The sequence below is a fragment of the Pseudomonas sp. DW-iso3 genome (assembly GCF_058725305.1).
The window spans coordinates 49,399-75,174 of record NZ_JBZXDZ010000007.1 but is presented as its reverse complement, the minus strand read 5'-3'; the positions used below and the strand labels follow the sequence as shown (position 1 = coordinate 75,174).

Below are 25,776 nucleotides of genomic sequence, written 5' to 3'. Positions count from 1 at the left end.
TGAAGGACGCGCCCGGCGCATCAGACGGCGAAGAGCAGGAATTCCCGCTCCCACGAACTGATCACGCGCTTGAAGTTTTCATGCTCGGCCCGCTTGACCGCGACGTAGCCCGTGATGAATTTTTGACCCAGGTATTTTTCGATGGTCTTGCTGTTTTCCATGCGCTCCAAGGCGTCTTCGATGGTCAACGGCAGGCGCAGGTTGCGCCGTTCGTAACCACGACCCACCACCGGCGCGCTCGGGTTATGGCCTTCGACCATGCCGATGTAGCCGCACAACAGGCTGGCGGCGATCGCCAGGTACGGGTTGGCGTCAGCGCCCGGCAGGCGGTTTTCCACGCGACGGTTCTGTGGGCCGGCATCCGGAACACGCAGGCCGACGGTGCGGTTTTCTTCGCCCCACTCCACGTTCACCGGCGCCGAGGTGTCCGGCAGGAAGCGGCGGAACGAGTTCACGTTGGGGGCGAACAGCGGCAGCAATTCAGGGATGAATTTCTGCAGGCCGCCAATGTGGTTGAGGAACAGCTGGCTCATGGTCCCGTCTTCATTGGAGAAGACGTTCTTGCCAGTAGCGATGTCGATGATGCTCTGGTGCAGGTGCATCGCGCTGCCCGGCTCGCCAGTCATCGGCTTGGCCATGAAAGTGGCGGCCACGTCGTGCTTGAGCGCGGCTTCTCGCATGGTGCGCTTGAACACCAGGATCTGGTCCGCCAGGGACAGGGCATCGCCGTGACGGAAATTGATTTCCATCTGCGCGGTGCCGTCTTCGTGGATCAGGGTGTCGAGGTCCAGCTCCTGCAGCTCGCACCAGTCGTAGACGTCTTCGAACAATGGGTCGAATTCGTTGGCGGCTTCTATAGAGAAAGACTGCCGGCCGGTTTCCGGACGGCCGGAACGACCAATCGGCGGTTGCAGCGGGAAGTCCGGGTCTTCACAGCGCTTGGTCAGGTAGAACTCCATCTCCGGCGCCACAATGGGCTGCCAGCCTTTGTCGGCGTAGAGCTTGAGGACTTTCTTGAGCACGTTGCGCGGCGACAGCTCGATCGGGTTGCCTTGCTTGTCGTAGGTGTCGTGGATCACCTGGGCGGTGGGCTCGATGGCCCAGGGCACCAGGAACACCGCGTTCTGGTCGGGGCGGCAGATCATGTCGATGTCGGCCGGGTCGAGCAATTCGTAATAGATGTCGTCTTCGACATAGTCGCCGGTCACGGTCTGCAACAGCACGCTCTCGGGCAGGCGCATGCCTTTTTCGGCGATGAACTTGTTGGTCGGCGAGATCTTGCCCCGGGTGATACCGGTGAGGTCGCCAATCATGCATTCGACTTCTGTGATCTTGTGGTCTTTCAACCAATCGGTGAGCTGGTCGAGGTTGTTACTCATAAATGCCTCTGGGCTGGGTTTCCTGGCATCCATTAAAGGCCAGGCGTTGGTTGACGCAGCATCCGCGTCGTTTTTTCATTCAGGGTAGGAGCTTACCTGCCATTTGCTGCTGCGTTGCATTCCTCACGCCAAAGTTGTGCGCAATCTTGAGCAGCAGGCGAGGCGCATGCCGTTCTGTGGCAAATGAGGAGGCAAGAAAGAGGTCGGCCCGGGCGTCAAGAATATTGGCCGGTGCGCGGGCATTCACGCGGGAGGATTGGACGGGTGACACAGCCTGACTGAAGCAGGCCAAGACGCCGTTGGGCGGCAGGTGACACATGAAGCACCCCGGTATTATTGCTGTTATGGGTTTGAATCGAGCTTAGCCTTGTTCATTTTTTTACACAACACCCCCGTAAAAAATACAACACGGCCCGCTCAAGCCTGCGAGTCCCAAGCCCTTCAAACCCAAAAAACCGCCCCAAAAAGCCCCAAAAAAGCCTTCGCGGCGCTTTTTTAGGGCAAAAAAGGCCTCGCTTGACTTCGGCATGCCGTTCGGGTTGACTGAAACCAGAAAAGATCAATGATTGATATTTTTAACAACAAAGGTGTTGCATCATGTCGGTACCCCCGCGTGCCGTTCAGCTTAACGAAGCGAACGCGTTCCTTAAGGATCATCCTGAGGTTCTGTACGTAGACCTTCTAATTGCGGATATGAATGGTGTGGTGCGCGGCAAGCGCATCGAACGCACCAGCCTCCACAAGGTTTACGAGAAGGGCATTAACCTGCCTGCCTCTTTATTTGCCCTGGATATCAACGGCTCTACGGTGGAAAGCACCGGCCTGGGCCTGGACATCGGTGATGCTGACCGAATCTGTTATCCAATCCCCGACACCCTGTGCAATGAACCTTGGCAAAAGCGCCCTACCGCGCAATTGTTGATGACCATGCACGAACTTGAAGGTGAACCTTTCTTCGCCGATCCGCGCGAAGTGCTCCGCCAAGTTGTAAGCAAATTTGACGACCTCGGTCTGACCATCTGCGCCGCCTTCGAGCTTGAGTTCTACCTGATCGACCAGGAGAACGTGAACGGCCGCCCACAACCGCCCCGCTCGCCTATCTCCGGCAAACGCCCGCACTCGACACAGGTCTACCTGATCGACGACCTCGACGAATACGTCGACTGCCTCCAGGACATTCTGGAAGGTGCAAAAGAGCAAGGCATCCCGGCCGACGCCATCGTCAAGGAAAGTGCCCCGGCGCAGTTCGAAGTGAACCTGCACCACGTGGCCGACCCGATCAAGGCTTGCGACTACGCGGTGCTGCTCAAGCGCCTGATCAAGAACATCGCCTACGACCATGAGATGGATACCACCTTCATGGCCAAGCCTTACCCAGGCCAGGCAGGCAACGGTTTGCACGTGCACATTTCAATCCTGGACAAAGACGGCAAGAACATCTTTGCCAGCGAGGATCCCGAGCAGAACGCCGCATTGCGTCACGCGATCGGCGGTGTGCTGGAGACCCTACCCGCCCAAATGGCGTTCCTGTGCCCCAACGTCAACTCCTACCGTCGTTTCGGCGCACAATTCTACGTGCCGAACTCGCCGTGCTGGGGCCTGGACAACCGTACCGTGGCGATCCGCGTACCGACCGGCTCGTCCGACGCGGTCCGTATCGAACACCGCGTGGCCGGCGCCGACGCCAACCCTTACCTGCTGATGGCTTCGGTCCTGGCAGGCGTGCACCACGGCCTGACCAACAAGATCGAGCCGAACGCACCGGTGGAAGGCAACAGCTACGAGCAGAACGAACAGAGCCTGCCGAACAACCTGCGCGATGCCCTGCGTGAGTTGGACGACAGCGAGGTGATGGCCAAGTACATCGATCCTAAGTACATCGATATCTTCGTCGCCTGTAAGGAAAGTGAGCTGGAAGAGTTCGAACACTCCATCTCCGACCTTGAGTACAACTGGTACCTGCATACCGTTTAAACGGTTGCTGCAAAAAAACGCCGCAGACCTTAGGGGTTTGCGGCGTTTTTTTGTGTTTTTTTCAGTTAGATCGAGTTGGCTTCATCGCAGGCAAGCCAGCTCCCACATTCGAATGTATTCACAGATCAAAATGTGGGAGCTGGCTTGCCTGCGATGGCGGCCTGGCAGACAACACACCTTCCTGCTCATACAATGCCCGCTGCCTTGTAGGAGACTTCCATGACCACCCGCCCCGCCGCCCCTCGCAAACCCCGCGCTCGCAGCCAGGCCCGGATCGACGCGATCCTCGACGCTGCCCGCACTTTGCTGGCTGCCGAAGGCGTGGCGGGTTTGTCGATCTACAGCGTGGCCGAGCGGGCGCAGATCCCACCGTCGTCGGTGTATCACTTCTTCGCCAGCGTGCCCGCATTGTTGGAGGCGTTGACCGCTGACGTGCACGCCGCTTTCCGGGCAGCCATCCAGGCGCCCATCGAGCATGACTCACTCAAACACTGGCGCGACCTGTCCTACATCGTCGAGCAGCGCATGCTCACTATCTATGATCATGACGCCGCCGCGCGCCAGTTGATCCTGGCGCAGCACGGGCTTACCGAAGTGACCCAGGCCGACCGTCAGCATGACCTGGAACTGGGTGACTTGATGCTCACCGTGTTCAACCGTCACTTTGAAGTGCCGACATTGCCCAGCGATGTGGACGTGTTTGCCTTGGCGCTGGAGTTGAGCGACCGCGTGTATGCGCGCTCGGTGCATCAGCATGGGCTGATTACGCCACGCATGGCGGATGAAGGGATGCGGGTGTTTGATGCGTATGTGGGGCTTTATTTACCGGCGTATTTGCCTAAGCGGCCGGCTGCGCACTAAGTCTTGTACCGATTGGGGCGGCCTCTTCGCGAGCAAGCCCGTTCACACATCAAAATGTGGGAGCGGGCTTGCTCGCGAAGGCGATCTCGAAAGCGACAACGATCCTCGATCACAACTTGGCGATCGACACCTCGGTGGACTTCACAAAGGCAATCACTTCGCTGCCAATCACCAGCTCCAGCTCTTTGACCGAACGGGTGGTGATCACGGAAGTGACGATGCCGGAAGCGGTCTGCACGTCGATCTCCGACAGCACGTCGCCTTCGACGATTTCTTTGATGGTGCCTTTGAACTGGTTACGCACGTTGATAGCTTTAATAGTCATGTCGTTCTCTCTTCATGGGACAAGTGAGTTATTGAGCCCAGCGCAATTGCGTAGGCAGCGGTGAAACAGGTTCGGGTTCCGGCGGTGAGCCCGGCAGGGACAACACACGGTTGAGCACTTCGGCTTCCAGCGCGGCCAGGCGATGTGATCCCCGGGCACGTGGGCGTGGCAGGTCGACGATAAGGTCCAAACCGATTTCACCGTCTTCGATCAGGATCACCCGGTCGGCAATCGCCACGGCTTCACTGACATCGTGGGTGACCAGCAACACGGTGAAACCGTGCTTCTGCCACAGGTTTTCGATCAGTTGCTGCATCTCGATACGGGTCAAGGCATCCAGCGCGCCCAACGGCTCATCCAACAGCAACAAACGCGGTTGATGGATGAGCGCGCGGGCCAGGGCCACGCGTTGCTTCTGCCCGCCGGACAGCGCCGCCGGCCATTCATTGGCACGTTCAGCCAGGCCGACCGCTTCCAAGGCTTCCAGCGCTTTGGGGCGCCAGTCGCCTTTAAGCCCCAGCCCCACGTTGTCGATGATCTTCTTCCACGGCAGCAGCCGTGCTTCCTGGAACATTAGCCGCGTGTCTTCAATCGCTTCGCTCAATGGCGCGGAACCGGCCAGCAGCTCGCCGCCGCTGGCCTTATCCAGACCGGCCAGCAGGCGCAGCAAGGTACTTTTGCCGCAACCGCTGCGCCCGACCACCGCCACGAATTGGCCGGCCGGAATATGCAGGTCGATGTCCTTGAGCACTTCGCGCGCGCCAAAGGCCTTGCGCAACTTGCGTACCGCCAGGGGAATGCCCTTCAGCAGGCGCGGGGGTTGTTGAGCTGTCATGCCACACCGCCTTTGTTCACTTGATACGCCGGGTGCCAACGCAGCCACACACGCTCCAGGCCACGAGCCGCCAGGTCCGCGAGTTTGCCGAGGATGGCGTACATGACGATGGCCAGTACCACCACATCGGTTTGCAGGAATTCACGGGCGTTCATCGCCAGATAACCGATACCGGCACTGGCCGAGATGGTTTCCGCCACGATCAGCGTCAGCCACATGAAGCCCAGGGCAAAGCGCACGCCCACCAGGATCGACGGCAGCGCGCCCGGCAGGATCACCTGGCGGAACAGGCTGAACCCGGACAAGCCATAGCTGCGCGACATTTCCACCAGTGCCGGATCAACGTTGCGGATGCCGTGATAGGTGTTGAGGTAGATCGGGAACAGCGTGCCGAGGGCGACCAGGAAAATCTTCGCCGTCTCGTCAATGCCGAACCACAGGATCACCAGCGGGATCAGTGCCAGGTGCGGCACGTTACGGATCATCTGCACCGAGCTGTCCAGCAGGCGTTCGCCCCACTTCGACAGGCCGGTGATGAAGCCCAGGGCCAGGCCGATGCTGCCACCGATCAGGAAACCCAGGCCGGCACGCCAGCCACTGATGGCCAGGTGGGTCCAGATTTCGCCGCTGGCGACCAGGTTGATACCGGCTTCAATCACTGCGCTGGGGGCCGGCAGGATACGGGTCGACAACCAGCCCGCCGATACCGACAACTGCCACACCACCAGCAATAGAACCGGCAGTACCCAGGGCGCCACACGGTGGCTCAATTTTTCATAGTTCATGGCGCTGCCTTAGCTCTGTGACGCAGCTTTGGGAAGGATGTCGTTGGCGACCATCTCGCCAAACGGGCTCACGTAGCCGGCGCTTTTCGGCAGCTCGGGACGCTCGATATCCAGGTGGGGAAACAGCAGCTCCGCGACGCGATACGACTCTTCCAGGTGTGGATAACCGGAGAAGATAAAGGTGTCGATGCCCAGCGCTGCGTACTCCTTCACGCGTGCCGCCACCGTTGGGCCATCGCCCACCAGCGCGGTGCCCGCACCGCCACGGACCAGGCCGACGCCGGCCCACAGGTTGGGGCTGACTTCGAGGTTGTCGCGGTTACCACCATGCAAGGCGGCCATGCGCTGCTGGCCGACGGAATCGAAACGCGCCAGGGAGGCCTGGGCACGGGCGATGGTGTCGTCGTCCAGATGGGAGATCAGTTTGTCGGCGGCTTTCCACGCTTCATCGTTGGTTTCACGCACGATCACATGCAGGCGAATACCGAAGCGCACGGTGCGTCCGACTTTTGCGGCCTTGGCCCGCACCTGTTCGATTTTTTCCGCGACGGCCGCCGGCGGCTCGCCCCAGGTCAGCACCATTTCCACCTGCTCGGCTGCCAGGTCCTGGGCCGCTTCGGAAGAACCACCGAAGTATAGCGGCGGGCGCGGTTGCTGGATCGGCGGGTAAAGCAGCTTGGCGCCTTTGACGCGGATGTGCTCGCCGTCGTAATCCACGGTTTCGCCTTCCAGCACACGGCGCCAGATACGGGTGAATTCCACCGAGGCCTGGTAGCGCTCTTCGTGGCTGAGGAACAAGCCGTCACCGGCCAGTTCTTCCGGATCACCGCCGGTGACCAGATTAAACAACGCACGGCCACCGGACAGACGATCCAGGGTTGCTGCCTGACGCGCCGCTACCGTCGGGGAAATGATCCCGGGGCGCAGTGCGACAAGGAATTTCAGACGCTGGGTCACCGGGATCAGCGAGGCGGCCACCAGCCACGAGTCTTCGCAGGAGCGCCCGGTAGGGATCAGCACCCCGCCGAAACCCAGGCGATCAGCGGCCTGGGCCACTTGCTGCAGGTAACCGTGGTCAACGGCGCGAGCGCCTTCGGCAGTGCCAAGGTAATGGCCGTCGCCGTGGGTAGGCAGGAACCAGAAAATAGTGAGGCTCATGGAGTTGTCTCCTGAAGAAGTCGGATTACGGCGCTGTGGCCACGGCGGCGGGTGGCGTCCAGATCACGTCCTTGATGTTCAAGGGCTTGGGGATCAGTTTGAGTTGGTAGAAGCTGTCGGCGATCTTCTGCTGGGCCGCCACCACTTCAGGGGTCAGGAACAGTGCACCGTAGCCTTGGCGTTTCACCGAGGTCAGGGTGATGTCAGCCGGCAGGCCAAGCAGCGGCGCCACTTGTTCAGTCACTTCCTGTGGGTTGGCCTTGGACCATTCGCCCACGGCGCGTACCTCCTCCACCAGCGCCTTGATCACTTCGGGGTGCTGTTGGGCGTATGGCTTTGTCGCCAGGTAGAACTGGTGATTGTCGGCGATGCCGGTGCCATCACGCAGGGTGCGGGCTTGCAGTTGTTTTTCGGCGGCGGCCTGGTACGGGTCCCAGATGACCCAGGCGTCCACGCTGCCACGCTCGAAGGCGGCACGGGCATCGGCGGGCGGCAGGAACACGGCCTGCACGTCGGTGTATTTCAAGCCGGCATCTTTCAAGGCACGTACCAACAGGTAATGCACGTTGGAGCCTTTGTTGAGCACGACTTTCTTGCCCTTGAGCTCAGCCACGGATTTGATCGGTGAATCTTTCGGCACCAGGATCGCTTCGCTGGTCGGTGCAGGCGGCTCGTAGGCCACGTAGAGCAAGTCGGCACCGGCTGCCTGGGCGAAGACCGGTGGGGTTTCGCCGGTCACGCCGAAGTCGATGGAGCCGACGTTCAAGCCTTCCAGCAATTGCGGGCCGCCAGGGAACTCAGTCCACTGCACGTTCACGCCTTGGGCAGCCAAACGTTTTTCCAACGTGCCCTTGGCCTTGAGCAGCACCAGCGTGCCGTACTTCTGATAACCGATCCGCAAGGTCTCGGCGGCTTGAGCTTGAACAATGGCGCCGAAGGACACAGCCGCAGCAAACAGTGCGACCAGACCACGACGCAAGATGACAGTGCGCATGGCGCTCTCTCCAAATAATGCGTTTAGGGGGTTGGCTGCACCTGCTTGGCCGTTGGCGGCTGAGTAAGGTGAGTTTTTTACATTTCGGTTTTACATTTCGATGTGGCTTAAATGCTCCAGCGAGCACTCAACAAACGTTCATTCAACACGTGGGGGTCCAGCGGTTTCGGGCGACGGGCCATGGCGTCGTACAGCGTCTCCAGTGCCTCGTGCAAACGGTGTTCGAGTACCGGCACCAGTTGTGCCTGGGCACTGCCTTCGCCGTAAGCGATCTGACTGTCCTCGGCAAAGATACCGTGGAGCAACTCCTGTGCCTTCAGCGCCGACAGCACCGGCTTCAAGGCATAGTCCACGGCCAGCATGTGGGCGATGCTGCCACCCGTGGCCATCGGCAACACGACCTTGTGGGCCAGGGCGCGCTCGGGCAGCAGGTCCAACACGGTTTTCAGCGCGCCGGAGAACGAAGCCTTGTACACCGGCGTGGCGATCACCAGGCCATCTGCATTAGCCACTTGTTGCAGCAGGTCGATGACCTTGGGACTGTCGAAGCGCGCATGCAGCAGGTCTTCAGCCGGGAAATCCCGTATCTGGTAACTCACCACTTCGACGCCTTTTTCTTGCAACCACTGACGGGTTTTATCCAGCAGCACCCCTGAGCGGGAGCGCTGGCTGGGACTGCCTCCAAGTGTTACGACCAACATGCAGGAATTCCTTGCGCAGGTGTCAGCGGTTCGCTGTGTGGCGATAGCGCCAAGATGGAACAGACCTTATCAGCTGATTTATATATCTATAAATCTTATTTTTTCATTTGTTTATTCCTTAAAGAAATATACAGATGATGAATCGCCGGACGAAAAAAAAGGCCGTAAAAACGGCCTGAAAACCCCTGCTGTGTGAGCCTTGAAATGCGATTTACATGTGGGAGCGGGCTTGCTCGCGAAAGCGGTGTGTCATTAAAGGATGCATCGACTGACAGCCTGCCTTCGCGAGCAAGCTCGCTCCCACATTGGGCCTGCGTTAACGATTCGGCTGAGGGGTAAGCCGCAGATACGGCTTCACCGCCCGGTAACCCTTCGGAAAGCGCTGCTTGATCTCGTCCTCATCCTTGAGCGACGGCACGATCACCACCTCATCACCGTCCTGCCAGTTGGCGGGCGTGGCGACCTTGTGATTGTCGGTCAGTTGCAGCGAGTCGATGACGCGCAGGATTTCGTGGAAGTTGCGGCCGGTGCTGGCCGGGTAGGTGATGGTCAGGCGGATCTTCTTGTTCGGGTCGATCACGAACAAGGAGCGCACGGTGAGGGTGTCACTGGCGTTGGGGTGGATCAGGTCGTACAGGTCGGACACTTTACGGTCGGCGTCGGCCAGGATCGGAAAGTTGACGACCGTGTTCTGGGTTTCGTTGATGTCTTCGATCCACTTGTGGTGCGAGTCCACCGGGTCAACCGACAGGGCGATAGCCTTGACGCCGCGCTTGGCGAATTCGTCCTTGAGCTTGGCGGTGAAACCCAGCTCGGTGGTGCACACCGGGGTAAAGTCCGCCGGGTGGGAAAACAACACACCCCAGCTATCGCCCAGCCACTCGTGGAAACGAATTTTGCCGGCGCTGGAATCCTGTTCGAAGTCGGGGGCGATATCGCCCAGTCTTAGGCTCATGGTGTGGCTCCTGATGAGTGCTTATGGAACCCACTGTGCATGGTTTGCGGATTATTTAAAAAGAATAAATATCGATTTATCTAGACGATAAAGGAATATTAAAAATCTGTTCATTGGACGTAGGCAAAGGCGAAGAGCAACATCGTTTCCAAGGTTCGAGAAGGCCTTGAGACGCTGTACAAAGAGGGGTTCAGGAAGGGCTTGCGGGGGTTTAGCCCGACTTGAACGGCAAGACACCCTGCCCGGCGTTGCGCCGGGCAAGGTTTTACAGGCTTACAACAGCGGGATCGAGTAGCTGACGATCAGACGGTTTTCGTCTTGATCACGCGCGCCAGCGATGTCGGTGCGCCACATAGCGTTCTTCCACGCCACGCCGAGGTTTTTCAGCGGACCTTCTGGAATCACGTAGGCAACGGTGATGTCACGTTCCCACTCGGACTGACCGTTGAACTGTGTACGAGAAGCGGTGTTAGCTACGGTGTCGATGTCGCTGCCTTTGAGGTAGACAACACCGGCGGTCAGACCAGGAACGCCAACCTTGGCGAAGTCATAAGCGTAGCGAGCTTGCCAGGTACGTTCGCCGGCACGGGCAAACTTCTGGATCTGCATGTCAGTGGTCAGGTAAGCCGACGAACCGTCGCCCTGGTTCAACCAAGGGAAGTCGCTGCTGCCGTTGCTGACTTGATAACCACCACCGAAGGTGTGACCGGCAACGGTGTACAGGAACAGGCCGCTGTACAGATTGTTGTCGACCTTGCCCTTACCGGCGCGGAAGCCTTGGTAGTTGCCAGTGGTGAAGTAAGCGGATTCGTTACCGTTGGCGCCATCATCGGAGCTGTTGAAGTAACGCAGATCAGACTTCAAAACACCCGGGCCGATAGCCCAGTTGTGGGTCAGACCCAGGAAGTGCTGCTTGTAGAAGTCTTCCAGATTGCCGTAGTAATACTGGGCAGTCAGGTCTTTGGTGATCTTGTAGTCACCACCGGCGTAGATGAATTTGTTGCTGTCACGCCAGGTAGCGCCACGGCTGTTAGCACCCGACAACGACAGGTTTTCGTTGCTGCTGGAGTTACGGCCCTTGGCTTTTTCGATCTGACCGCCGACCAGCGTCAGGTCCTTGATATCGTTGGTAGTGATCTGGCCACCCTGGAACGTCTGTGGCAACAGACGACCATCGTTGGTGATGATCACAGGCAACTTAGGCTGCAAGGTACCCAGCTTCAGTTCGGTCTGAGAGATCTTGGCTTTGGCCGTCAAACCCAGGCTGGAGTAGTCATTAACGGCCTTGCCGTTATGCTCGCTAGGGAAGATGGTGCCGCCGTAGGAGCCTGGGTTGGCGCCGCTTGGCTTGGTGGCGCCGTTGGTGCCGCCGCCCGAATCCAGGCGAACACCCAGCAGGCCAATAGCGTCAACACCGAAGCCAACAGTGCCTTGGGTATAACCGGAGATGAAACGCAGATCGAAGCCTTGACCCCATTCTTCGTTCTTGTTCGCGCCGGTACCGTTACGGTTGTCGGTATTGATGTAAAAGTTACGCAGACCCAGTGTTGCTTTACTGTCTTCAACGAAACCGGCAGCGCCTGCTTGCTGAGCGATTGCGCCCAGGGCTACAGCCAGTGCCAAGGTGGACTTCTTCATGTACCGCTCCTCTCATTTCTAATTTTTGTATTTCTTTGGTCTCGGGTCTGACGCCCTCGATCCACAGATGCGCGATTAGCGCCAGATAGTGACTACCAAGTCAATCGTAACCTTGTATGTCTACTACCTTCGTCTAATCGCAGTTGATTTGGTCCCTGCAGGGTAATGAGTTTTTCATACACCCAAAAAGAATTATTTCATTCTTTTTCATACGATTTGGGAATAAGCCTTTCCATGATGCTGGCCTGTCAGGTTAGACGAACCGCTCCATAAGCTAATTCCTAAAGGGTATTTGTTAGCGCTTTTTTAGATCGATTAGTGTGGCCGTACAGTTGCATACGTCACCCACGATCAAAAAGGCGACGCCATCATGGCCAAACGCACATCCTCCCGTCAATTTGTTACAGTTTTTGTGTCACTAATACTTTCTTTTGGTGTCGAAGCGGCCGATTTAACCATCGGCTACCAAACCGGCATCGATCCCAGCAAAGTCCCACAGGCCGACGGCCTCTATGAGAAGGCCATCGGCGAGAAAATCGCCTGGCGCCGTTTCAACAGTGGGCCGGAAGTCGTAAACGCTATTGCCTCAGGCGATGTGCAGATTGGCAATCTCGGTTCCAGCCCCCTCGCGGCAGCGGCTTCTCGCAATCTACCCATCGTCGCGTTCATCGTATCGGCCCAGATCAATACTTCTGAAGCATTGGTGGTGCGTAACGGCAGCCACATTGACGCACCCAAGGATCTGATCGGCAAAACCATCGCTACGCCATTTGTCTCAACCTCGCATTACAGCCTGCTCGGCGCACTGAAGCACTGGGGCCTGGACACCAGGCAAGTCAAGGTGGTGAACCTGCAACCGGCCGAAATTGCCGCCGCGTGGAAACGCGGCGATATCGACGGTGCATTCGTGTGGTCGCCGGCCCTGGGCGAAATCCGCAAGACCGGCAAGACCCTGACAGACGCGGCCCAGGTGGGTCAGTGGGGCGCGCCGACGTTTGAAGTGTGGGTGGCGCGCAAGGATTTTGCGGAAAAACATCCTGACATAGTGGCCAAGTTCGCCAAGGTTACGCTGGATTCATTTGCCGAGTATGCGGCCCATAAGGACGGCTGGACCGTGGATTCCGAGCCGGTCCAGAAAATCGCGAAACTGACAGGCTCAAATGCTGTGGACATTCCTGAACTGCTCGCCGGGACGACGTTCCCAGACGCGCAAGCACAGCAAACCGATGCGCTGCTTAAAGGCGGGACAGCAACGGCGATTGGGGAGACGGCGAAGTTCTTGAAGGAACAAGGGAAGGTTGAAACGGTATTGCCGGATTACTCGGCCTTCGTGACCGACACATTTATCTCGAAATAAATGCGCTCCCTGTGGGAGCTGGCTTGCCTGCGATGCAAGCGCCTCGGTGCTCAGTTGAACCGAGGTGATGCTATCGCTGGCAAGCCAGCTCCCACACAAGCCAGCCCCAGCTTTTAGTTACAGCGCCTTTTCGAAAATCTTCGAATTGCGCTGATAGTTGTACAGCGAAGCCCGCGCCGACGGCAGACGGTCCACGCTGCTCGGCTCAAAACCTCGCTCACGGAACCAGTGGGCGGTGCGGGTGGTGAGGACAAACAAGGTCTTCAATCCCTGGGCTCGGGCACGGGATTCGATACGCTCCAGCAACACATCTCCGCGCGCGCCGTGGCGATATTCCGGGTTCACCGCCAGGCACGCCAGCTCCCCCGCATTCGAATCCGCGATCTGATACAGCGCCGCGCAGGCGATGATCATGCCTTCGCGCTCCACCACGCTGAATTGCTCGATCTCGCGCTCCAGCACTTCCCGCGAACGGCGCACCAGGATGCCCTGCTCTTCCAACGGGCTGATCAGGTCGAGCAAGCCACCGACATCTTCAATCGCCGCTTCGCGCACCAGTTCGAATTGCTCCTGGGCCACCAGCGTACCGCCCCCGTCGCGGGTGAACAGTTCGGTGAGCAACGCGCCGTCTTCGGCGTAGCTGACAATATGACTGCGCCCTACTCCGCCACGGCAGGCCTCCGCGGCCGCATCCAACAGCTCGGCCTGGTAGTTGCTGCTGCCCAGGCGCTGCAGGTGTGCGGGCACTTGTTGCGGACGCAGTTCGCGCACCAGACGACCGTTTTCATCGATCAGGCCCATGTCTGCGCCAAACAGCAGCAGCTTGTCGGCACCCAGGTCGATGGCGGCGCGAGTGGCGACGTCCTCGCAGGCCAGGTTGAAGATCTCACCGGTAGGCGAGTACCCCAATGGCGACAGCAGCACGATGGAACGCTCGTCCAACAGGCGATTGATACCCTTGCGATCGACGCGGCGCACTTCGCCGGTGTGGTGGTAGTCCACGCCTTCCAATACTCCGATAGGACGCGCGGTGACCAGGTTGCCGCTGGCTACCCGCAGGCGCGAACCCTGCATTGGCGACGACGCCATGTCCATGGACAGGCGCGCTTCAATGGCGATACGCAGTTGGCCAACCGCGTCGATCACACACTCCAGCGTTGCCGCATCAGTGATGCGCAAGCCTTCGTGGTAAGCCGGGGTCAGGCCACGGGCTTCAAGGCGCGCTTCGATCTGTGGGCGCGAGCCGTGGACCAATACCAGGCGCACGCCGAGGCTGTGGAGCAACACCAGGTCGTGGACGATGTTGCCGAAGTTGGGATGTTCCACACCGTCGCCGGGCAGCATGACCACAAAGGTGCAGTCGCGGTGCGCGTTGATGTAAGGGGAAGCGTGACGAAGCCAATTTACGTAGTCGGGCATGGAACCTGGGCCTGTAATAAAAAGCAGCCGAAAAAGGATGAGTCGTGAAAACGCACAGCGGGCTGATGGTTATCGTCGGAACAGGCTTGGCGACACGCTCACTCTCCTTCTATGTACGAACAATCAGGGGTTAATTTATGCAGGCTTCAGGCAGTAATGTTCGATCAGTTCCCGCAATAGACGCACTGTAGGCGTCAAGCGTGACATTTCGAGGTACTCGCCCGGCTGGTGGGCGCACGCGATGTCGCCGGGGCCGAGCACCAGGGTTTCACAACCAAGGCGCTGAAGATAAGGCGCTTCGGTGCCGAACGCTACTGCTTCGGCACGATGGCCGGTCAATCGTTCCGCCACCCGCACCAGTTCGGCGTCTTCCGGTTGCTCGAAGGGAGGGACTGCGGGGAACAGTGGCGCGTAGTCGATCTTGACCTGATGGCGCTCGGCGAGCGGTTCAAGCTTCTGCCGGATCGCGGCGCGCAGCACCTCGGGATCCATGCCCGGCAAAGGCCGCAGATCAAACTCCAGGGAACACTGGCCGCAGATGCGGTTGGGGTTATCGCCGCCGTGGATGCAGCCGAAGTTCATGGTCGGCTGCGGCACGCTGAATTGGGGGTTGCGATACTCGCGCTGCCAGCCCAGGCGTAGGCCACGCAGTTCGCCGATGGCGTCGTGCATGGCTTCGAGGGCGCTGTGGCCCAGGCTGGGATCCGACGAATGGCCGCTTTGACCGAGAATGTCGATGCGTTCCATCATCACGCCTTTGTGCAAGCGGATCGGCTTGAGCCCGGTCGGCTCGCCAATCACCGCTGCACGGCCCAGCGGACGCCCTGCCTCGGCCAATGCACGGGCACCGGACATGGAGCTTTCTTCATCGCAGGTGGCGAGGATCAGCAGCGGCTGCTTGAACGGCTCGTCCAGCAGGGGCAGCACCGCTTCGATGGCCAGGGCGAAAAAGCCTTTCATGTCGCAACTGCCCAGTCCCACCCAGCGGCCGTCGACTTCCGTCAGCTTGAGCGGATCGGTCTTCCACAGTGCGGCGTCATAGGGGACCGTGTCGCTATGCCCCGCCAGCACCAGGCCACCGGGACCACTGCCGAAGCTGGCCAGCAGGTTGAACTTGCCAGGGCTGACTTGCTGGATGTCGATGGCGAACCCCAGGTCCCCCAGCCAACTGGCAAGCAAATCGATCACCGGGCGGTTGGTCTGGTCGAGAGATGCCTGGGTGCAACTCACAGAAGGCGCTGCAATCAATGCGGCGAACTGCTCTTTCATGGACGGTAACGGCATGCGCGGTCTCTCAGCTTCCCGGATGAACCTCACTATAGAGCCATCTGCACGACACAATAAACCGTTGCGGCACGTTGCCGGGCTCACTCCTGTACACTGCACGACCTTGGCAGCCACTCTTTTCCCCGGCTGCGCTCCCGATCCTGGATGTACCGGCCATGCAAAAAGAAACTGAAATCAAACTCCGCGTCAGCCGCGAGACCCTCGCGGCGCTGCGTGAGCACCCGCTCCTGAAAAAACGCAACAAAAGTGGCTGGGAACGCCGTGAGTTGATGAACCAGTATTTCGACACCCCCGAGCGCGACCTGGCCCAGGCCAAAGTCGCCCTGCGCCTGCGCAAGGACGGTGACGACATCATCCAGACCCTCAAGACCCGCGGCCAAAGCGTCGCCGGCTTGTCGGAACGCAACGAATACAACTGGGACCTGCCCAAAGCCAAGCTCGACGTGAAAAAACTCGACGGCGAATGCTGGCCCGAGCAATTGGCCGAGTTGGACAAAAAGACCCTCAAGCCGATCTTCACCACCGACTTCGTGCGCGAACGCGCCGAAATCGCCTGGGGCCGCGGCAAGGCCAAGGTAGTCATCGAAGCCGCCCTGGACCTGGGCCACGTGGTCGTCGGCAAGCAGAAAGAAGAGATCTGTGAGCTGGAGCTGGAACTGCGCGAAGGCGAACCGGCTGCATTGCTGGAGCTGGCCGCCGAACTGGCCGCCACCCTGGCACTGATGCCATGCGATATCAGCAAGGCCGAGCGCGGCTACCGCCTGTACGACGCCAGCAGCTATTCCCTGAGCCTGCCGGCGCCACAGCTGCACGCCGAAATGCCATTGGACGACGCCTTCGCCGCGATCATGTGGCACCTGCTGGGCAGCAGCCAGCGCCTGGCCGAGCAGTACCGCTTCAATGGCCACTGGCGCCTGCTGCAAGACTGGGTCGACAACCTCGGCGAACTGCGCGCCCTGGTCGGCAGCCTCGGCCAGGCCGCACCGCGTCAATCCACCAGCGAACTGCGCAGCGCACTGGATGCCCTGCTGGAAGACTGGCGCCCACTGGTTCAAGCCGGTGACGACGACGAAGACATCCGCAAAGCCGCGCCGGAACAGTTCACCGAAGAACTGGAAGACGTGCGCTGGGGCCTGTTTTCCCTGAACGCCTCGCGCTGGCTGCTCGCCCGTACCTGGACTGCCGACCGCAACGTGCGTGGCAACCGCCAGGGCGCTGCGCAACTCACCAACTGGCTGCCGCGCCTGCTCGCCGAGGACGCCGTCGCCCTGCAACTGCCGCGCTACCAGCAACAGCCGGAAGACCTGGCCGAGCAACTGCCGCGTATCGAACGCATCCAGGCCTGGCTGCACCATGCGCGTCAGGTGGTGGACATTCCGGAGCTGGACCGTTTGTACGGTGAGCTGAACAAGTTGGCCCAACTGGCCAACCAGCCGATCACCGATGAGTCGCTGGATGCGCGGATGCATCAGGCGATTGCGGTGTATCAGAACCGGGCCTGGAAGACTTTGTTGCGTCTGTAACGATGTCATCGCGGGCAAGCCCGGCTCCCACGCTGATTGTGTTCACAGACAGGTAGCTGTGAACTCAATCCACTGTGGACTTGCCCGCGATGAGGCCGGCCCTGTCAGCGCAACACTGGCAGGCTGGTGGTGGACTTGATCTCCGACAACGCCACAATCGAATTGACCTCCTGAATCCCCGGCACCATCGACAACTTCTCGAAGAAAAACCGCTCATAGGCCTCAATGTCCGAGGTAACGATGCGCAGCAGAAAATCCACCGCCCCCATCAGCACATAACACTCCAGCACTTCCGGAAACCCGCGAATCGCGTCGGTGAACTCGGTGAAGTTGGAGCGCCCGTGGGCGTTGAGTTTGACCTCGGCGAAGATCTGCGTATTGAGGCCGATCTTCTTGCGATCCAGCAAAGTCACCTGGCCGCGAATCACGCCCTCTTCCTTGAGACGTTGAATACGCCGCCAGCAAGGTGACTGAGAAAGGCCCACCTGTTCGGCGATCTGTGCGCTGGACAGCGAGGCGTCCTCTTGCAGCAAGGCCAGGATACGGCGGTCGTAAGCGTCCAACTCGCTGTGCATATAAATACCTTCAATGGTGCCTATCTTGAATTGATCAATTCGATCATTCCTAAAACAGGCTCATCTTAGATAAGAAATCTCCGCTGGCGAATGTAAAAATTTCTCCAGTCGAATCTGGAGCTTTCCCATGCACGCCGTCGAAACCAACTACCCCGTTACCCGCGTCGACGCGTGGGCCGTCAACAGCGTTCATTGCCAGGCGCATTACCGAATCGTCGCCGAGGCGGAGCCCGACCTGTTGTGCCGGGTCCTCAACTATTTCGCCCTGCAATTCCTCACGCCGCGACAGGTCATGGTGAACCGCGAAGAGGACCTGCTGAACATCGACATCGTGATGGACGGCCTGAGCTGGCACCGGGCCCAGGTGATCGGTGAAAAGATTCGAAACCTGATCAGCGTGTGCACTCTGGATATGTGGTCGGCTGATTCCGTAGGGCCTCAAGCGGTGGTGGCGGTCGCCCAGTAAAAGCCTGCAATACACACTGGGAGGAAGATATTCAGCGGCTGGCTAGCCTGGGACTTACGCCCTCAGCCACCCAGGAAAACCTTCATGCCGGTTGATCAACGATTGGAACTGCATCAACTGTTGCCGGCTTTGGTCGAAGGGCGGCTGATCACGCCAGAAATCGCCCAACGCTTGTCGGCGCTGCCGGCCAGCAACACCCTGCACCCATTGGAGAGCATCGCAGCCCAAGGCCTGTGCCTGGAAACCCTGACCGAATGGCTCGCCCAACGGGCCGGGCAACCTTATCTGCGCATCGACCCATTGAAAATCGACGTGGCGACGGTAGTGCCACTGATGTCCCACGCGTTCGCCCAACGCCACGCCATCCTCGCGGTGGCGGTGGATGCCCAAACCGTCACCGTCGCCAGCGCCCAGCCCCATGTCACCAGTTGGGAAGCCGGGCTTTCGCAGGTGCTCAAGCGTTCGATCAAACGCGTGGTCGCCAATCCCCAGGACATTACGCGCTGTATCGGTGAGTTCTACCGGCTGGCGAAGTCCGTCAGCGGTGCCGATCAAAAGGTGGTGGCACCTGGCAACGTCGATCTGCTCAACCTCGGCGCCCGCGAACAGGAACCGGATGCCAATGACGCACACATCGTCAATATCGTCGACTGGCTGCTGCAGTACGCTTTCGCCCAGCGCGCCAGTGATATCCACATTGAACCGTGCCGTGAACAGGGGCGTGTGCGCTTTCGTATCGACGGGCTGCTGCATGATGTCTACCAGTTTCCGCCCCAGGTAACGATGGCGGTAGTCAGCCGCCTGAAAAGCCTGGGCCGCATGAACGTGGCAGAAAAACGCAGGCCCTAGGACGGCCGGGTCAAAACCAAAAGCCCGACGGGCGCTGAGGTTGAGCTACGCCTTTCCACCTTGCCCACGGCATTTGGCGAGAAGTTGGTGCTGCGGATTTTCGACCCGCAGGTGTTGCTCAAGGGCTTTGACCAGCTTGGCCTGTCGGCGGATGACCAGCGACGCTGGCAATCCATGACGCGCCAGACTCACGGCATCATCCTGGTGACCGGCCCGACCGGTTCGGGCAAGACCAGCACGCTCTACACCACACTCAGGCAACTGGCGACCCGGGAGGTCAACCTGTGCACCGTGGAAGACCCGATCGAGATGGTCGAGCCCACGTTCAACCAAATGCAGGTGCAGCACAACATCGACCTGACCTTCGCCAGCGGCATCCGCGCCCTGCTGCGCCAGGACCCGGACATCATCATGATTGGCGAGATCCGCGACCAAGAGACCGCCGAAATGGCGATCCAGGCCGCGTTGACTGGGCATCTGGTGCTGTCGACCCTGCATACCAACGACGCCCCCAGCGCCATCAGCCGTTTGCAGGAACTGGGCATTGCTCATTATTTGATCAAGGCCACCTTGCTGGGGGTGATGGCGCAGCGGCTGGTGCGGGTGTTGTGCCCTCATTGCAAGCGGACGCTGGGTGACGCCCATGAAGCGGTCGGATGCGGGGAGTGTCGACAGAGCGGTTATCGGGGGCGAGCCGGTGTTTACGAAATCATGGTGCTGAATGAAGCACTCAAAACCCTGATCACACCCGGCGCCGATCTACACGCCCTGCGCGAGAAAGCGATTGCCCAAGGTATGTGCAGCCTGCGCATGGCCGGCGTGAAAAAGGTCGAGGCGGGGCTGACCACGATGGCAGAAGTATTACGAGTAACACCTGGGGATTCGGTAACAAATCCTTTGTTTGATAAGCAGTGAAACCGTTCTTATCGGTGACAACACCGTTACAATCGGCTCAACGTCGTTTCACTGAAACATTCAGATAGGGAATCGCTATGCAGATCGGAACCGTACTGCTTCTTTTCGTAGGATTGGCCATTGCCATCCTATTCATGGGTTTCAAGGTGGTCCCACAGGGGTACCAGTGGACGGTCGAGCGTTTCGGCCGCTACACCAACACCCTCAAACCTGGCCTGAACATCATCATCCCGGTCATGGACCGCATTGGTCGCAAGATCAACGTGATGGAAAGCGTGCTGGATATCCCACCCCAGGAAGTCATCACCGCCGACAACGCCACTGTGCAGATCGACGCCGTGTGTTTCTTCCAGGTGGTCAACACCGCCCAGGCCGCGTACGAGGTCAACAACCTCGAACACGCCATCCGCAACCTGCTGCAAACCAACATCCGTACCGTACTCGGGTCCATGGAGCTGGATGCCATGCTCAGCCAGCGTGATGGCATCAACGAAAAACTGCTGAAGACCGTAGACGAAGCCACCGCGCCGTGGGGCATCAAGATCACCCGTATCGAGATCAAGGACATCAGCCCGCCCGCCGACCTGATGGCCGCCATGTCGGGCCAGATGAAAGCCGAGCGAATCAAGCGTGCACAGATCCTTGAAGCGGAAGGGCTGCGAGCATCGGCAATCCTGACCGCCGAAGGCAAGAAACAGGCGCAGATCCTTGAGGCCGAAGGTAGCCGGCAGGCGGCGTTCCTGGAGTCTGAAGCCCGCGAACGTCAGGCCGAAGCAGAAGCCCGCGCGACGCAAGTCGTGTCGGAAGCGATCGCGTCGGGCAATGTGCAAGCGGTGAACTACTTCGTCGCGCAAAAATACATTGATGCACTGGGCAAGCTGGCATCGGCCAACAACAGCAAGGTCATCCTGATGCCGCTGGAAGCCAGCCAGGTGATCGGTGCAGTCGGTGGTATCGGCGAGATCGTCAAGGCAACGTTCGACAACAAGAAAGGCTGAGGCCAGCGCCATGTGGGATTTCCTGCAGCATCTGTCGTTTTGGGATTGGCTGGCACTGGGTACGGTGCTGTTGATCCTTGAGGTATTCGGTGCCGGTGGTTACCTGCTGTGGATGGGCATCGCGGCGGCGGCCGTGGGTGTGATCAAGTTCCTGGTGCCACCCTTGGGGCTGGAGTGGCAACTCCTACTGTTTGCCGTGTTGTCGATCCTGACCGCGGTGTATTGGTGGAGGCGCCAGCGCAGCAGTGCCAAGGCCAGCGACCAGCCGGGACTGAACGAGCGTGGCTCGGAGCTGATCGGCCACACCTTCGTGGTGCATCAGGCAATTGTGGATGGGCGAGGCAAGATAAAGGTCGGTGACGGCGTATGGATGGTCACCGGCCCGGACAGCGCTGCAGGTGCTCAAGTCCGGGTGATTGGCCAAGAAGGCGTGGTGTTAAGGGTTGAAACTGTTTAGTCAGTGAGGGAACTCGGTCGGGATAACTACAATCATAATGTACAGATAACCCACCCGGAGTCACCCATCATGCGTCTCAAATATGCTGTCGCAACCCTCGCTGTGCTTTCCCTCCCTGTCGGTTCAGCCATGGCCGACAGTTTCTGGCGCAATGTCATCTCGTCGGGCGCCACCACTGGCTCGACGTACCTGACCTTCAAGGACCACAAGCTGGTGGTCGCCGCCCAGGATGACGCAGGCAGCTTTGTTGCCAGCGACGGCGGCATCCGCGGCCCGTACCTGGAAGCGGCCATGCAGAAAGTCCGCGCCGACAACCCTGGCCTGCAAGCCACGGATATGGAACTGGCCAACGCCATTCTCGCGAAAAACGCAGTTACCGAATAACTCGGGTTCGATAAAAAATGCCGCTTTAAACAGCGGCATTTTTTTGTCTTCAGCTCCTACGGTCATCGCACCTGAGCACTACATAAATGTTCCTGCTTTCACAGCTGAATACGGACAAGTCCTGTGGAGCCTCTTCCTGCCGGGCAACAAGCTAAGGGTTCCTTTTTGAATAAAGCGAATCACTGCCCATGCACAAGATTGCCTACGCTCTGCTGCTCTCTGCATTTGCTACCGCCTACGCCCAGGCAGAAAGCTGGTACGGATCAGCCAAATTCAACAATGCCCGCCAGAACCTCTCCAGTTCGTTGCTCACCAGCCCTCGCGTGACTGAACGGGTGGACGCCCCGGACAGCAGCAAGTCATTCGTGGCCTCTTTCGCCGCTGGCTATAGCTTTGACAATGGCTGGCGACTGGAAGGGGAATACACGCTGCCGAACAACTCGACATTCAAATCCTACTGGGCCCCCTTTAATGCCAACGTCAACAGTTTGCAGGTCCAGAGCCAACGCTTGATGCTCAACGGCTATAAAGATATCCCTATCAACCAGTGGTTGTCGTTTTACGGTATGGCAGGTGTCGGCGTCGCACGCATTGAAGCCGAAGGCTATCAAACCAATGAAAGCCGCCGTTTCGCCAACAACCGCCAACACAACCTCGCCTATAGCGTAGGCATGGGTCTGGAAGCGAAGGTTAGCCAGCAACTGAGTCTGGGAGCGGGCTATCGTTACATCGCCATGGGTGACGTGGAAACCGGCTACAACACCTTCGCAAACCGTGTGAACGCTCGTGATGAACAACTCAAAGGCAAGCTCAAAGAGCAGAACGTGTTCCTGGAAGCGCGGTACACCTTCTGAGTCCCATTAGAGAATGCCGCTTTTGAAGCGGCATTTTTTTGCCCAACCGACGACGATTCATTCACAGGCGACAGGCTATATTCAGTCAAGCCGTGCAACCATGCCGGTACTGCTACCTCGCCCACTCAACGCCACTCTGAAACGGATGCCTTCGTCGTCATGAGCCAACAGCCCTTCCTGCCGTTCTCCAAACCCACCATCGATGAAGCCACCATCTCGGCGGTCGGCGATGTACTGCGCTCAGGCTGGATCACCAGTGGGCCGAAAGTGCAGGCGTTCGAGGCTCAGTTGTCGGAATACTTTGGCGGCCGGCCGGTGCGCACCTTCAACTCCGGGACGTGCACCATGGAGATTGCCTTGCGCATTGCCGGGATTGGGCCGGGCGATGAAGTGATTACCACGCCGATCTCCTGGGTTGCCACGGCCAACGTGATCCTGGAAGTGGGCGCCACGCCGGTGTTTGCCGATATCGACCCGGTCACCCGCAACATCGACCTGGCCCAAGTGGAGGCCGCGATTACCCCGCGCACCAAGGCGATCATCCCGGTTTACCTGGCCGGCCTGCCCCTGGACATGCCGATGCTGTATGCGCTGGCAAACAAGTACAACCTGCGCATCGTCGAGGATGCTGCTCAGGCGCTGGGTTCCAGCTGGGATGGCGAGCGTATCGGCGCCACCGGTGATTTCGTGTCTTTCAGCTTCCAGGCCAACAAGAACATCACGTCTTCCGAGGGCGGTTGCCTGGTCTTGAACAACGCCGAGGAAGCGCGGCTGGCGGAAAAATATCGTCTGCAGGGCGTTACCCGCACCGGCTTCGACGGTTTGGATGTGGATGTGCTGGGCGGCAAATTCAATATGACCGACATCGCCGCCGCCATTGGCCTGGGGCAGTTTGCCCATATCGAGCAGATCACCACGCATCGTCAGAATCTGGCGCGGCATTATTTCAAATGCTTTGGCAGTGATTTTGAAGAGCAATACGGCGCACAACTGCCACCGGCCGACTTCGAAAACAGCAACTGGCACCTGTTCCAACTGGTGCTGCCGGAACGCCAGGACGGTCTGCCGGCCCGCGCCACCTTCATGGAGCAGATGCAGGCCCACGGCGTCGGCATTGGCTATCACTACCCACCGATCCACCTGCTGAGCCTTTATCGCGCGCAGGGGTTCAAGGAAGGTATGTTCCCGGTGGCAGAAAAGGTAGGTCGTTTGATCGTGTCGTTGCCGATGTTCACAGCAATGACAGAAGCGGATGTGGAGCGGTCGGTGGCAGCAGTGAAGGCGGTCCTGAAAGCCGGCTAGCCATAATCAGCTGTGGGAGCTGGCTAGCCTGCGAGTGCATCACCTGGGTATCACTGATACACCGAGGTGCCCGCATCGCAGGTTAGCCAGCTCCCACATTGTTTTGAGCCGGTCCAGCTATTGGCGTTTACTCGCCGATGGCGGCTTTGTAGCCAGCAGCATCCAGCAGTTTTTCCAGATCAGCCGGGTCGTTTGGCTTGAGCTTGAAGATCCACGCGCCGTACGGGTCGGAGTTCAACAGCTCTGGCTCGTCGCTCAAGGCCTCGTTCACCGCGATCACTTCGCCAGCTACCGGCGAGTAGATATCCGAAGCGGCCTTCACCGACTCCACCACACCCGCCTGGGCCGCCGCGTCAAACACGCTGCCGACTTCGGTCAGCTCAACGAACACCACATCACCCAACGCTTCCTGTGCATGGTCGGAAATACCGACGGTCACGGTGCCGTCGGCTTCCAGGCGTGCCCATTCGTGGCTTTCGGCGAAACGCAGGTCGGCAGGGATATCGCTCATAATCTGTGTCCTCAAGAGGTAATGTCAGCGGCCATTGGCCTGCCGAAAATAGGTTAGATCAAGGTTTTGCCATGGCGCACGAAGGTCGGTTTGACCACTCGAACCGGGTACCACTTGCCGCGGATTTCCACTTCGGCCCGATCGGCAGTGGCCGTCGGTACACGCGCCAGGGCAATGGATTTGCTCAGCGTAGGAGAGAAACTACCACTGGTGATCTCCCCTTCGCCAATATTGGCGATACGAACCACCTGATGAGCACGTAAAACCCCGCGCTCTTCCAGTACCAGGCCGACCAGTTTGAACTGGACACCCGTCGCTTTTTCCGCTTCCAGCGCAGCACGACCAATGAAGTTACGCTCGGCGGGCTCCCAGGCAATGCTCCAGGCCATGTTCGACGCCAGGGGCGAAATATCCTGGTGAATGTCCTGACCGTAGAGGTTCATGCCTGCTTCCAGGCGCAGGGTATCGCGGGCGCCAAGGCCGATGGGTGAAATACCGGCACCTACCAGGTCGTTGAAAAAGCCCGGTGCCTGATCGGCCGGCAGGACAATCTCCAGGCCGTCTTCACCGGTGTAACCCGTGCGCGCGATAAACCAATCGCCATCGGCCTGGCCTTCGAAGGGCTTGAGCTGGTGAATCAGCGTGCTGCGAGACTGGGTAACCAGCTCGGCAATCTTCTGCCGGGCGTGAGGGCCTTGGATAGCGAGCATGGCCAGCTCAGGGCGTTCATGCAGCTGCACCTGGTAATTGCCCAGCTGCGCGTGCATCCACGTCATGTCCTGGTCGCGCGTGGAGGCATTGACCACCAGGCGATAAGCGGACTCGGTGCGGTAGACAATCATGTCATCCACCACGCCGCCCTTTTCGTTAAGCATGGCGCTGTACAACGCACGACCGCAGTCGTGCAGACGTTCGACATCATTGGCCAGCAGGTACTGGAGCCATTCCTTGGCCTGGGGGCCGGTGATATCGATCACGGTCATATGAGATACATCGAACACCCCGCAGTCGCGTCGCACCTGATGGTGTTCTTCAACTTGCGAGCCGTAGTGCAGAGGCATATCCCAACCGCCAAAATCGACCATTTTCGCGCCAAGGGCGAGATGCAGGTCATACAGAGGCGTACGCTGTCCCATGGGTTTCTCCTTCCGGGCGTGGCGAAGGTGCGCGGAGCTACTGTTCGTGCCGAACACCTTGAATTACAAGGTCTGCAGCACGTTCAGCGACCCGCTCCGAAAGACGAAGCGCACCGAATGCCGCGCATTGTAGCCGCA

Annotated in this window: 25 protein-coding genes and 1 pseudogene; 12 read left to right on the top strand and 14 right to left on the bottom strand. The window is 59.2% G+C overall.

Translation table 11 applies throughout. From position 1 onward, the window contains the following. Positions 1-20: 20 nt before the first annotated feature. Positions 21-1,379 carry a glutamine synthetase family protein gene (locus AC4PS7_RS21000; protein WP_003176780.1) on the bottom strand — a complete coding sequence of 453 codons (1,359 nt, stop codon included), beginning with the start codon at positions 1,377-1,379 and terminating at the stop codon, positions 21-23. Between the two features lie 597 nt (positions 1,380-1,976). Between AC4PS7_RS21000 and AC4PS7_RS20995 the strand changes: the two genes are divergently transcribed. Together AC4PS7_RS20995 and AC4PS7_RS20990 are read left to right on the top strand one after the other, a co-directional pair. Further along, positions 1,977-3,353 carry a glutamine synthetase family protein gene (locus AC4PS7_RS20995; RefSeq protein ID WP_010207341.1) on the top strand — a complete coding sequence of 459 codons (1,377 nt, stop codon included), beginning with the start codon at positions 1,977-1,979 and terminating at the stop codon, positions 3,351-3,353. Positions 3,354-3,572: 219 nt separating this feature from the next. Further along, positions 3,573-4,214, top strand: coding sequence for a TetR/AcrR family transcriptional regulator (locus AC4PS7_RS20990; RefSeq protein ID WP_010207342.1), 642 nt, complete (start codon positions 3,573-3,575; stop codon positions 4,212-4,214). 109 nt (positions 4,215-4,323) lie between these two features. Here the strand turns inward: AC4PS7_RS20990 and AC4PS7_RS20985 are convergent, their stop codons facing one another. From AC4PS7_RS20985 to ssuE, 6 genes are all read right to left on the bottom strand, one after another. Then, complete coding sequence (locus tag AC4PS7_RS20985; RefSeq protein WP_003213899.1) at positions 4,324-4,539, bottom strand: TOBE domain-containing protein; 216 nt, start codon at positions 4,537-4,539, stop codon at positions 4,324-4,326. A gap of 28 nt (positions 4,540-4,567) precedes the next feature. Then, a complete protein-coding gene (ssuB, locus tag AC4PS7_RS20980) occupies positions 4,568-5,374 on the bottom strand; it encodes an aliphatic sulfonates ABC transporter ATP-binding protein (protein ID WP_010207344.1) in 807 nt (268 codons plus the stop codon). Then, entirely contained in the window at positions 5,371-6,159 is a 789-nt protein-coding gene (gene ssuC / locus AC4PS7_RS20975) for an aliphatic sulfonate ABC transporter permease SsuC (RefSeq protein ID WP_010207345.1), read from the bottom strand. The genes ssuB and ssuC overlap by 4 nt, the downstream gene beginning before the upstream one ends. A gap of 9 nt (positions 6,160-6,168) precedes the next feature. Then, positions 6,169-7,317: an FMNH2-dependent alkanesulfonate monooxygenase gene (ssuD, locus tag AC4PS7_RS20970; protein ID WP_492179728.1), complete on the bottom strand. Its 1,149-nt coding sequence runs from the start codon at positions 7,315-7,317 to the stop codon at positions 6,169-6,171. A 25-nt stretch (positions 7,318-7,342) separates the two neighbouring features. Further along, positions 7,343-8,311, bottom strand: coding sequence for a sulfonate ABC transporter substrate-binding protein (locus tag AC4PS7_RS20965; RefSeq protein WP_042570913.1), 969 nt, complete (start codon positions 8,309-8,311; stop codon positions 7,343-7,345). Positions 8,312-8,418: 107 nt separating this feature from the next. Further along, positions 8,419-9,012 carry an NADPH-dependent FMN reductase gene (ssuE, locus tag AC4PS7_RS20960; protein ID WP_010207349.1) on the bottom strand — a complete coding sequence of 198 codons (594 nt, stop codon included), beginning with the start codon at positions 9,010-9,012 and terminating at the stop codon, positions 8,419-8,421. Between ssuE and AC4PS7_RS20955 the strand changes: the two genes are divergently transcribed. Continuing rightward, positions 9,011-9,208, top strand: a complete 198-nt coding sequence (locus AC4PS7_RS20955; RefSeq protein WP_176331951.1) for a hypothetical protein — start codon at positions 9,011-9,013, stop codon at positions 9,206-9,208. The genes ssuE and AC4PS7_RS20955 overlap by 2 nt on opposite strands. A gap of 120 nt (positions 9,209-9,328) precedes the next feature. On the opposite strand, the gene AC4PS7_RS20950 is transcribed toward AC4PS7_RS20955, so the two are convergent. Both AC4PS7_RS20950 and AC4PS7_RS20945 read right to left on the bottom strand, forming a co-directional pair. Continuing rightward, complete coding sequence (locus AC4PS7_RS20950; RefSeq protein ID WP_010207351.1) at positions 9,329-9,967, bottom strand: peroxiredoxin; 639 nt, start codon at positions 9,965-9,967, stop codon at positions 9,329-9,331. A gap of 273 nt (positions 9,968-10,240) precedes the next feature. After that, positions 10,241-11,605: an OprD family porin gene (locus tag AC4PS7_RS20945; protein ID WP_010207352.1), complete on the bottom strand. Its 1,365-nt coding sequence runs from the start codon at positions 11,603-11,605 to the stop codon at positions 10,241-10,243. Between the two features lie 370 nt (positions 11,606-11,975). Here AC4PS7_RS20945 and tauA point away from each other — a divergent pair, with 370 nt between their 5' ends. Further along, positions 11,976-12,962: a taurine ABC transporter substrate-binding protein gene (gene tauA / locus AC4PS7_RS20940; protein ID WP_492179727.1), complete on the top strand. Its 987-nt coding sequence runs from the start codon at positions 11,976-11,978 to the stop codon at positions 12,960-12,962. A 117-nt stretch (positions 12,963-13,079) separates the two neighbouring features. Here tauA and argA read toward each other — a convergent pair whose 3' ends face one another. Both argA and argE read right to left on the bottom strand, forming a co-directional pair. Continuing rightward, positions 13,080-14,381: an amino-acid N-acetyltransferase gene (gene argA, locus AC4PS7_RS20935; protein WP_010207355.1), complete on the bottom strand. Its 1,302-nt coding sequence runs from the start codon at positions 14,379-14,381 to the stop codon at positions 13,080-13,082. A 135-nt stretch (positions 14,382-14,516) separates the two neighbouring features. Continuing rightward, complete coding sequence (argE, locus tag AC4PS7_RS20930) at positions 14,517-15,665, bottom strand: acetylornithine deacetylase (protein WP_106119509.1); 1,149 nt, start codon at positions 15,663-15,665, stop codon at positions 14,517-14,519. Between the two features lie 158 nt (positions 15,666-15,823). Between argE and AC4PS7_RS20925 the strand changes: the two genes are divergently transcribed. Then, complete coding sequence (locus tag AC4PS7_RS20925; protein WP_010207357.1) at positions 15,824-17,191, top strand: CYTH domain-containing protein; 1,368 nt, start codon at positions 15,824-15,826, stop codon at positions 17,189-17,191. A gap of 104 nt (positions 17,192-17,295) precedes the next feature. On the opposite strand, the gene AC4PS7_RS20920 is transcribed toward AC4PS7_RS20925, so the two are convergent. Beyond that, on the bottom strand, positions 17,296-17,766 hold the full coding sequence (locus tag AC4PS7_RS20920; RefSeq protein WP_010207358.1) for an Lrp/AsnC family transcriptional regulator: 471 nt from the start codon (positions 17,764-17,766) through the stop codon (positions 17,296-17,298). A 127-nt stretch (positions 17,767-17,893) separates the two neighbouring features. On the opposite strand from AC4PS7_RS20920, the gene AC4PS7_RS20915 reads away from it, so the two are divergent. The 7 genes and pseudogenes from AC4PS7_RS20915 (at position 17,894) to AC4PS7_RS20885 (ending at position 23,991) form a co-directional block, all read left to right on the top strand. Further along, positions 17,894-18,232 carry an ACT-like domain-containing protein gene (locus AC4PS7_RS20915; RefSeq protein ID WP_010207359.1) on the top strand — a complete coding sequence of 113 codons (339 nt, stop codon included), beginning with the start codon at positions 17,894-17,896 and terminating at the stop codon, positions 18,230-18,232. 84 nt (positions 18,233-18,316) lie between these two features. Then, positions 18,317-19,996, top strand: a pseudogene (locus AC4PS7_RS20910) (GspE/PulE family protein). A 77-nt stretch (positions 19,997-20,073) separates the two neighbouring features. Continuing rightward, positions 20,074-20,994, top strand: coding sequence for an SPFH domain-containing protein (locus AC4PS7_RS20905; RefSeq protein ID WP_010207363.1), 921 nt, complete (start codon positions 20,074-20,076; stop codon positions 20,992-20,994). Positions 20,995-21,004: 10 nt separating this feature from the next. Then, on the top strand, positions 21,005-21,451 hold the full coding sequence (locus tag AC4PS7_RS20900) for an NfeD family protein (RefSeq protein WP_465822259.1): 447 nt from the start codon (positions 21,005-21,007) through the stop codon (positions 21,449-21,451). 69 nt (positions 21,452-21,520) lie between these two features. After that, the gene (locus tag AC4PS7_RS20895) at positions 21,521-21,835 is read left to right on the top strand and encodes a DUF2388 domain-containing protein (RefSeq protein ID WP_003176799.1); all 315 of its coding nucleotides are present in this window, start codon (positions 21,521-21,523) and stop codon (positions 21,833-21,835) included. A gap of 188 nt (positions 21,836-22,023) precedes the next feature. Further along, positions 22,024-22,689, top strand: coding sequence for an outer membrane protein (locus AC4PS7_RS20890; protein WP_010207367.1), 666 nt, complete (start codon positions 22,024-22,026; stop codon positions 22,687-22,689). 159 nt (positions 22,690-22,848) lie between these two features. Beyond that, on the top strand, positions 22,849-23,991 hold the full coding sequence (locus tag AC4PS7_RS20885) for a DegT/DnrJ/EryC1/StrS family aminotransferase (protein ID WP_010207369.1): 1,143 nt from the start codon (positions 22,849-22,851) through the stop codon (positions 23,989-23,991). Positions 23,992-24,118: 127 nt separating this feature from the next. Here the strand turns inward: AC4PS7_RS20885 and gcvH are convergent, their stop codons facing one another. Both gcvH and gcvT read right to left on the bottom strand, forming a co-directional pair. Continuing rightward, the gene (gene gcvH, locus AC4PS7_RS20880) at positions 24,119-24,502 is read right to left on the bottom strand and encodes a glycine cleavage system protein GcvH (protein WP_010207370.1); all 384 of its coding nucleotides are present in this window, start codon (positions 24,500-24,502) and stop codon (positions 24,119-24,121) included. A 53-nt stretch (positions 24,503-24,555) separates the two neighbouring features. Then, positions 24,556-25,638 carry a glycine cleavage system aminomethyltransferase GcvT gene (gene gcvT / locus AC4PS7_RS20875; RefSeq protein ID WP_492179726.1) on the bottom strand — a complete coding sequence of 361 codons (1,083 nt, stop codon included), beginning with the start codon at positions 25,636-25,638 and terminating at the stop codon, positions 24,556-24,558. Positions 25,639-25,776: the final 138 nt, after the last annotated feature.

Excerpts from the sequence above, each read along its gene's own strand:
- AC4PS7_RS21000 (WP_003176780.1), bottom strand. The coding sequence starts at position 1,379 with ATGAGTAACAACCTCGACCAGCTCACCGATTGGTTGAAAGACCACAAG.
- AC4PS7_RS20995 (WP_010207341.1), top strand. The coding sequence starts at position 1,977 with ATGTCGGTACCCCCGCGTGCCGTTCAGCTTAACGAAGCGAACGCGTTC.
- AC4PS7_RS20990 (WP_010207342.1), top strand. The coding sequence starts at position 3,573 with ATGACCACCCGCCCCGCCGCCCCTCGCAAACCCCGCGCTCGCAGCCAG.
- AC4PS7_RS20985 (WP_003213899.1), bottom strand. The coding sequence starts at position 4,539 with ATGACTATTAAAGCTATCAACGTGCGTAACCAGTTCAAAGGCACCATC.
- ssuB (WP_010207344.1), bottom strand. The coding sequence starts at position 5,374 with ATGACAGCTCAACAACCCCCGCGCCTGCTGAAGGGCATTCCCCTGGCG.
- ssuC (WP_010207345.1), bottom strand. The coding sequence starts at position 6,159 with ATGAACTATGAAAAATTGAGCCACCGTGTGGCGCCCTGGGTACTGCCG.
- ssuD (WP_492179728.1), bottom strand. The coding sequence starts at position 7,317 with ATGAGCCTCACTATTTTCTGGTTCCTGCCTACCCACGGCGACGGCCAT.
- AC4PS7_RS20965 (WP_042570913.1), bottom strand. The coding sequence starts at position 8,311 with ATGCGCACTGTCATCTTGCGTCGTGGTCTGGTCGCACTGTTTGCTGCG.
- AC4PS7_RS20955 (WP_176331951.1), top strand. The coding sequence starts at position 9,011 with ATGCAGGAATTCCTTGCGCAGGTGTCAGCGGTTCGCTGTGTGGCGATA.
- ssuE (WP_010207349.1), bottom strand. The coding sequence starts at position 9,012 with ATGTTGGTCGTAACACTTGGAGGCAGTCCCAGCCAGCGCTCCCGCTCA.
- AC4PS7_RS20950 (WP_010207351.1), bottom strand. The coding sequence starts at position 9,967 with ATGAGCCTAAGACTGGGCGATATCGCCCCCGACTTCGAACAGGATTCC.
- AC4PS7_RS20945 (WP_010207352.1), bottom strand. The coding sequence starts at position 11,605 with ATGAAGAAGTCCACCTTGGCACTGGCTGTAGCCCTGGGCGCAATCGCT.
- tauA (WP_492179727.1), top strand. The coding sequence starts at position 11,976 with ATGGCCAAACGCACATCCTCCCGTCAATTTGTTACAGTTTTTGTGTCA.
- argA (WP_010207355.1), bottom strand. The coding sequence starts at position 14,381 with ATGCCCGACTACGTAAATTGGCTTCGTCACGCTTCCCCTTACATCAAC.
- argE (WP_106119509.1), bottom strand. The coding sequence starts at position 15,665 with ATGCCGTTACCGTCCATGAAAGAGCAGTTCGCCGCATTGATTGCAGCG.
- AC4PS7_RS20925 (WP_010207357.1), top strand. The coding sequence starts at position 15,824 with ATGCAAAAAGAAACTGAAATCAAACTCCGCGTCAGCCGCGAGACCCTC.
- AC4PS7_RS20920 (WP_010207358.1), bottom strand. The coding sequence starts at position 17,766 with ATGCACAGCGAGTTGGACGCTTACGACCGCCGTATCCTGGCCTTGCTG.
- AC4PS7_RS20915 (WP_010207359.1), top strand. The coding sequence starts at position 17,894 with ATGCACGCCGTCGAAACCAACTACCCCGTTACCCGCGTCGACGCGTGG.
- AC4PS7_RS20905 (WP_010207363.1), top strand. The coding sequence starts at position 20,074 with ATGCAGATCGGAACCGTACTGCTTCTTTTCGTAGGATTGGCCATTGCC.
- AC4PS7_RS20900 (WP_465822259.1), top strand. The coding sequence starts at position 21,005 with ATGTGGGATTTCCTGCAGCATCTGTCGTTTTGGGATTGGCTGGCACTG.
- AC4PS7_RS20895 (WP_003176799.1), top strand. The coding sequence starts at position 21,521 with ATGCGTCTCAAATATGCTGTCGCAACCCTCGCTGTGCTTTCCCTCCCT.
- AC4PS7_RS20890 (WP_010207367.1), top strand. The coding sequence starts at position 22,024 with ATGCACAAGATTGCCTACGCTCTGCTGCTCTCTGCATTTGCTACCGCC.
- AC4PS7_RS20885 (WP_010207369.1), top strand. The coding sequence starts at position 22,849 with ATGAGCCAACAGCCCTTCCTGCCGTTCTCCAAACCCACCATCGATGAA.
- gcvH (WP_010207370.1), bottom strand. The coding sequence starts at position 24,502 with ATGAGCGATATCCCTGCCGACCTGCGTTTCGCCGAAAGCCACGAATGG.
- gcvT (WP_492179726.1), bottom strand. The coding sequence starts at position 25,638 with ATGGGACAGCGTACGCCTCTGTATGACCTGCATCTCGCCCTTGGCGCG.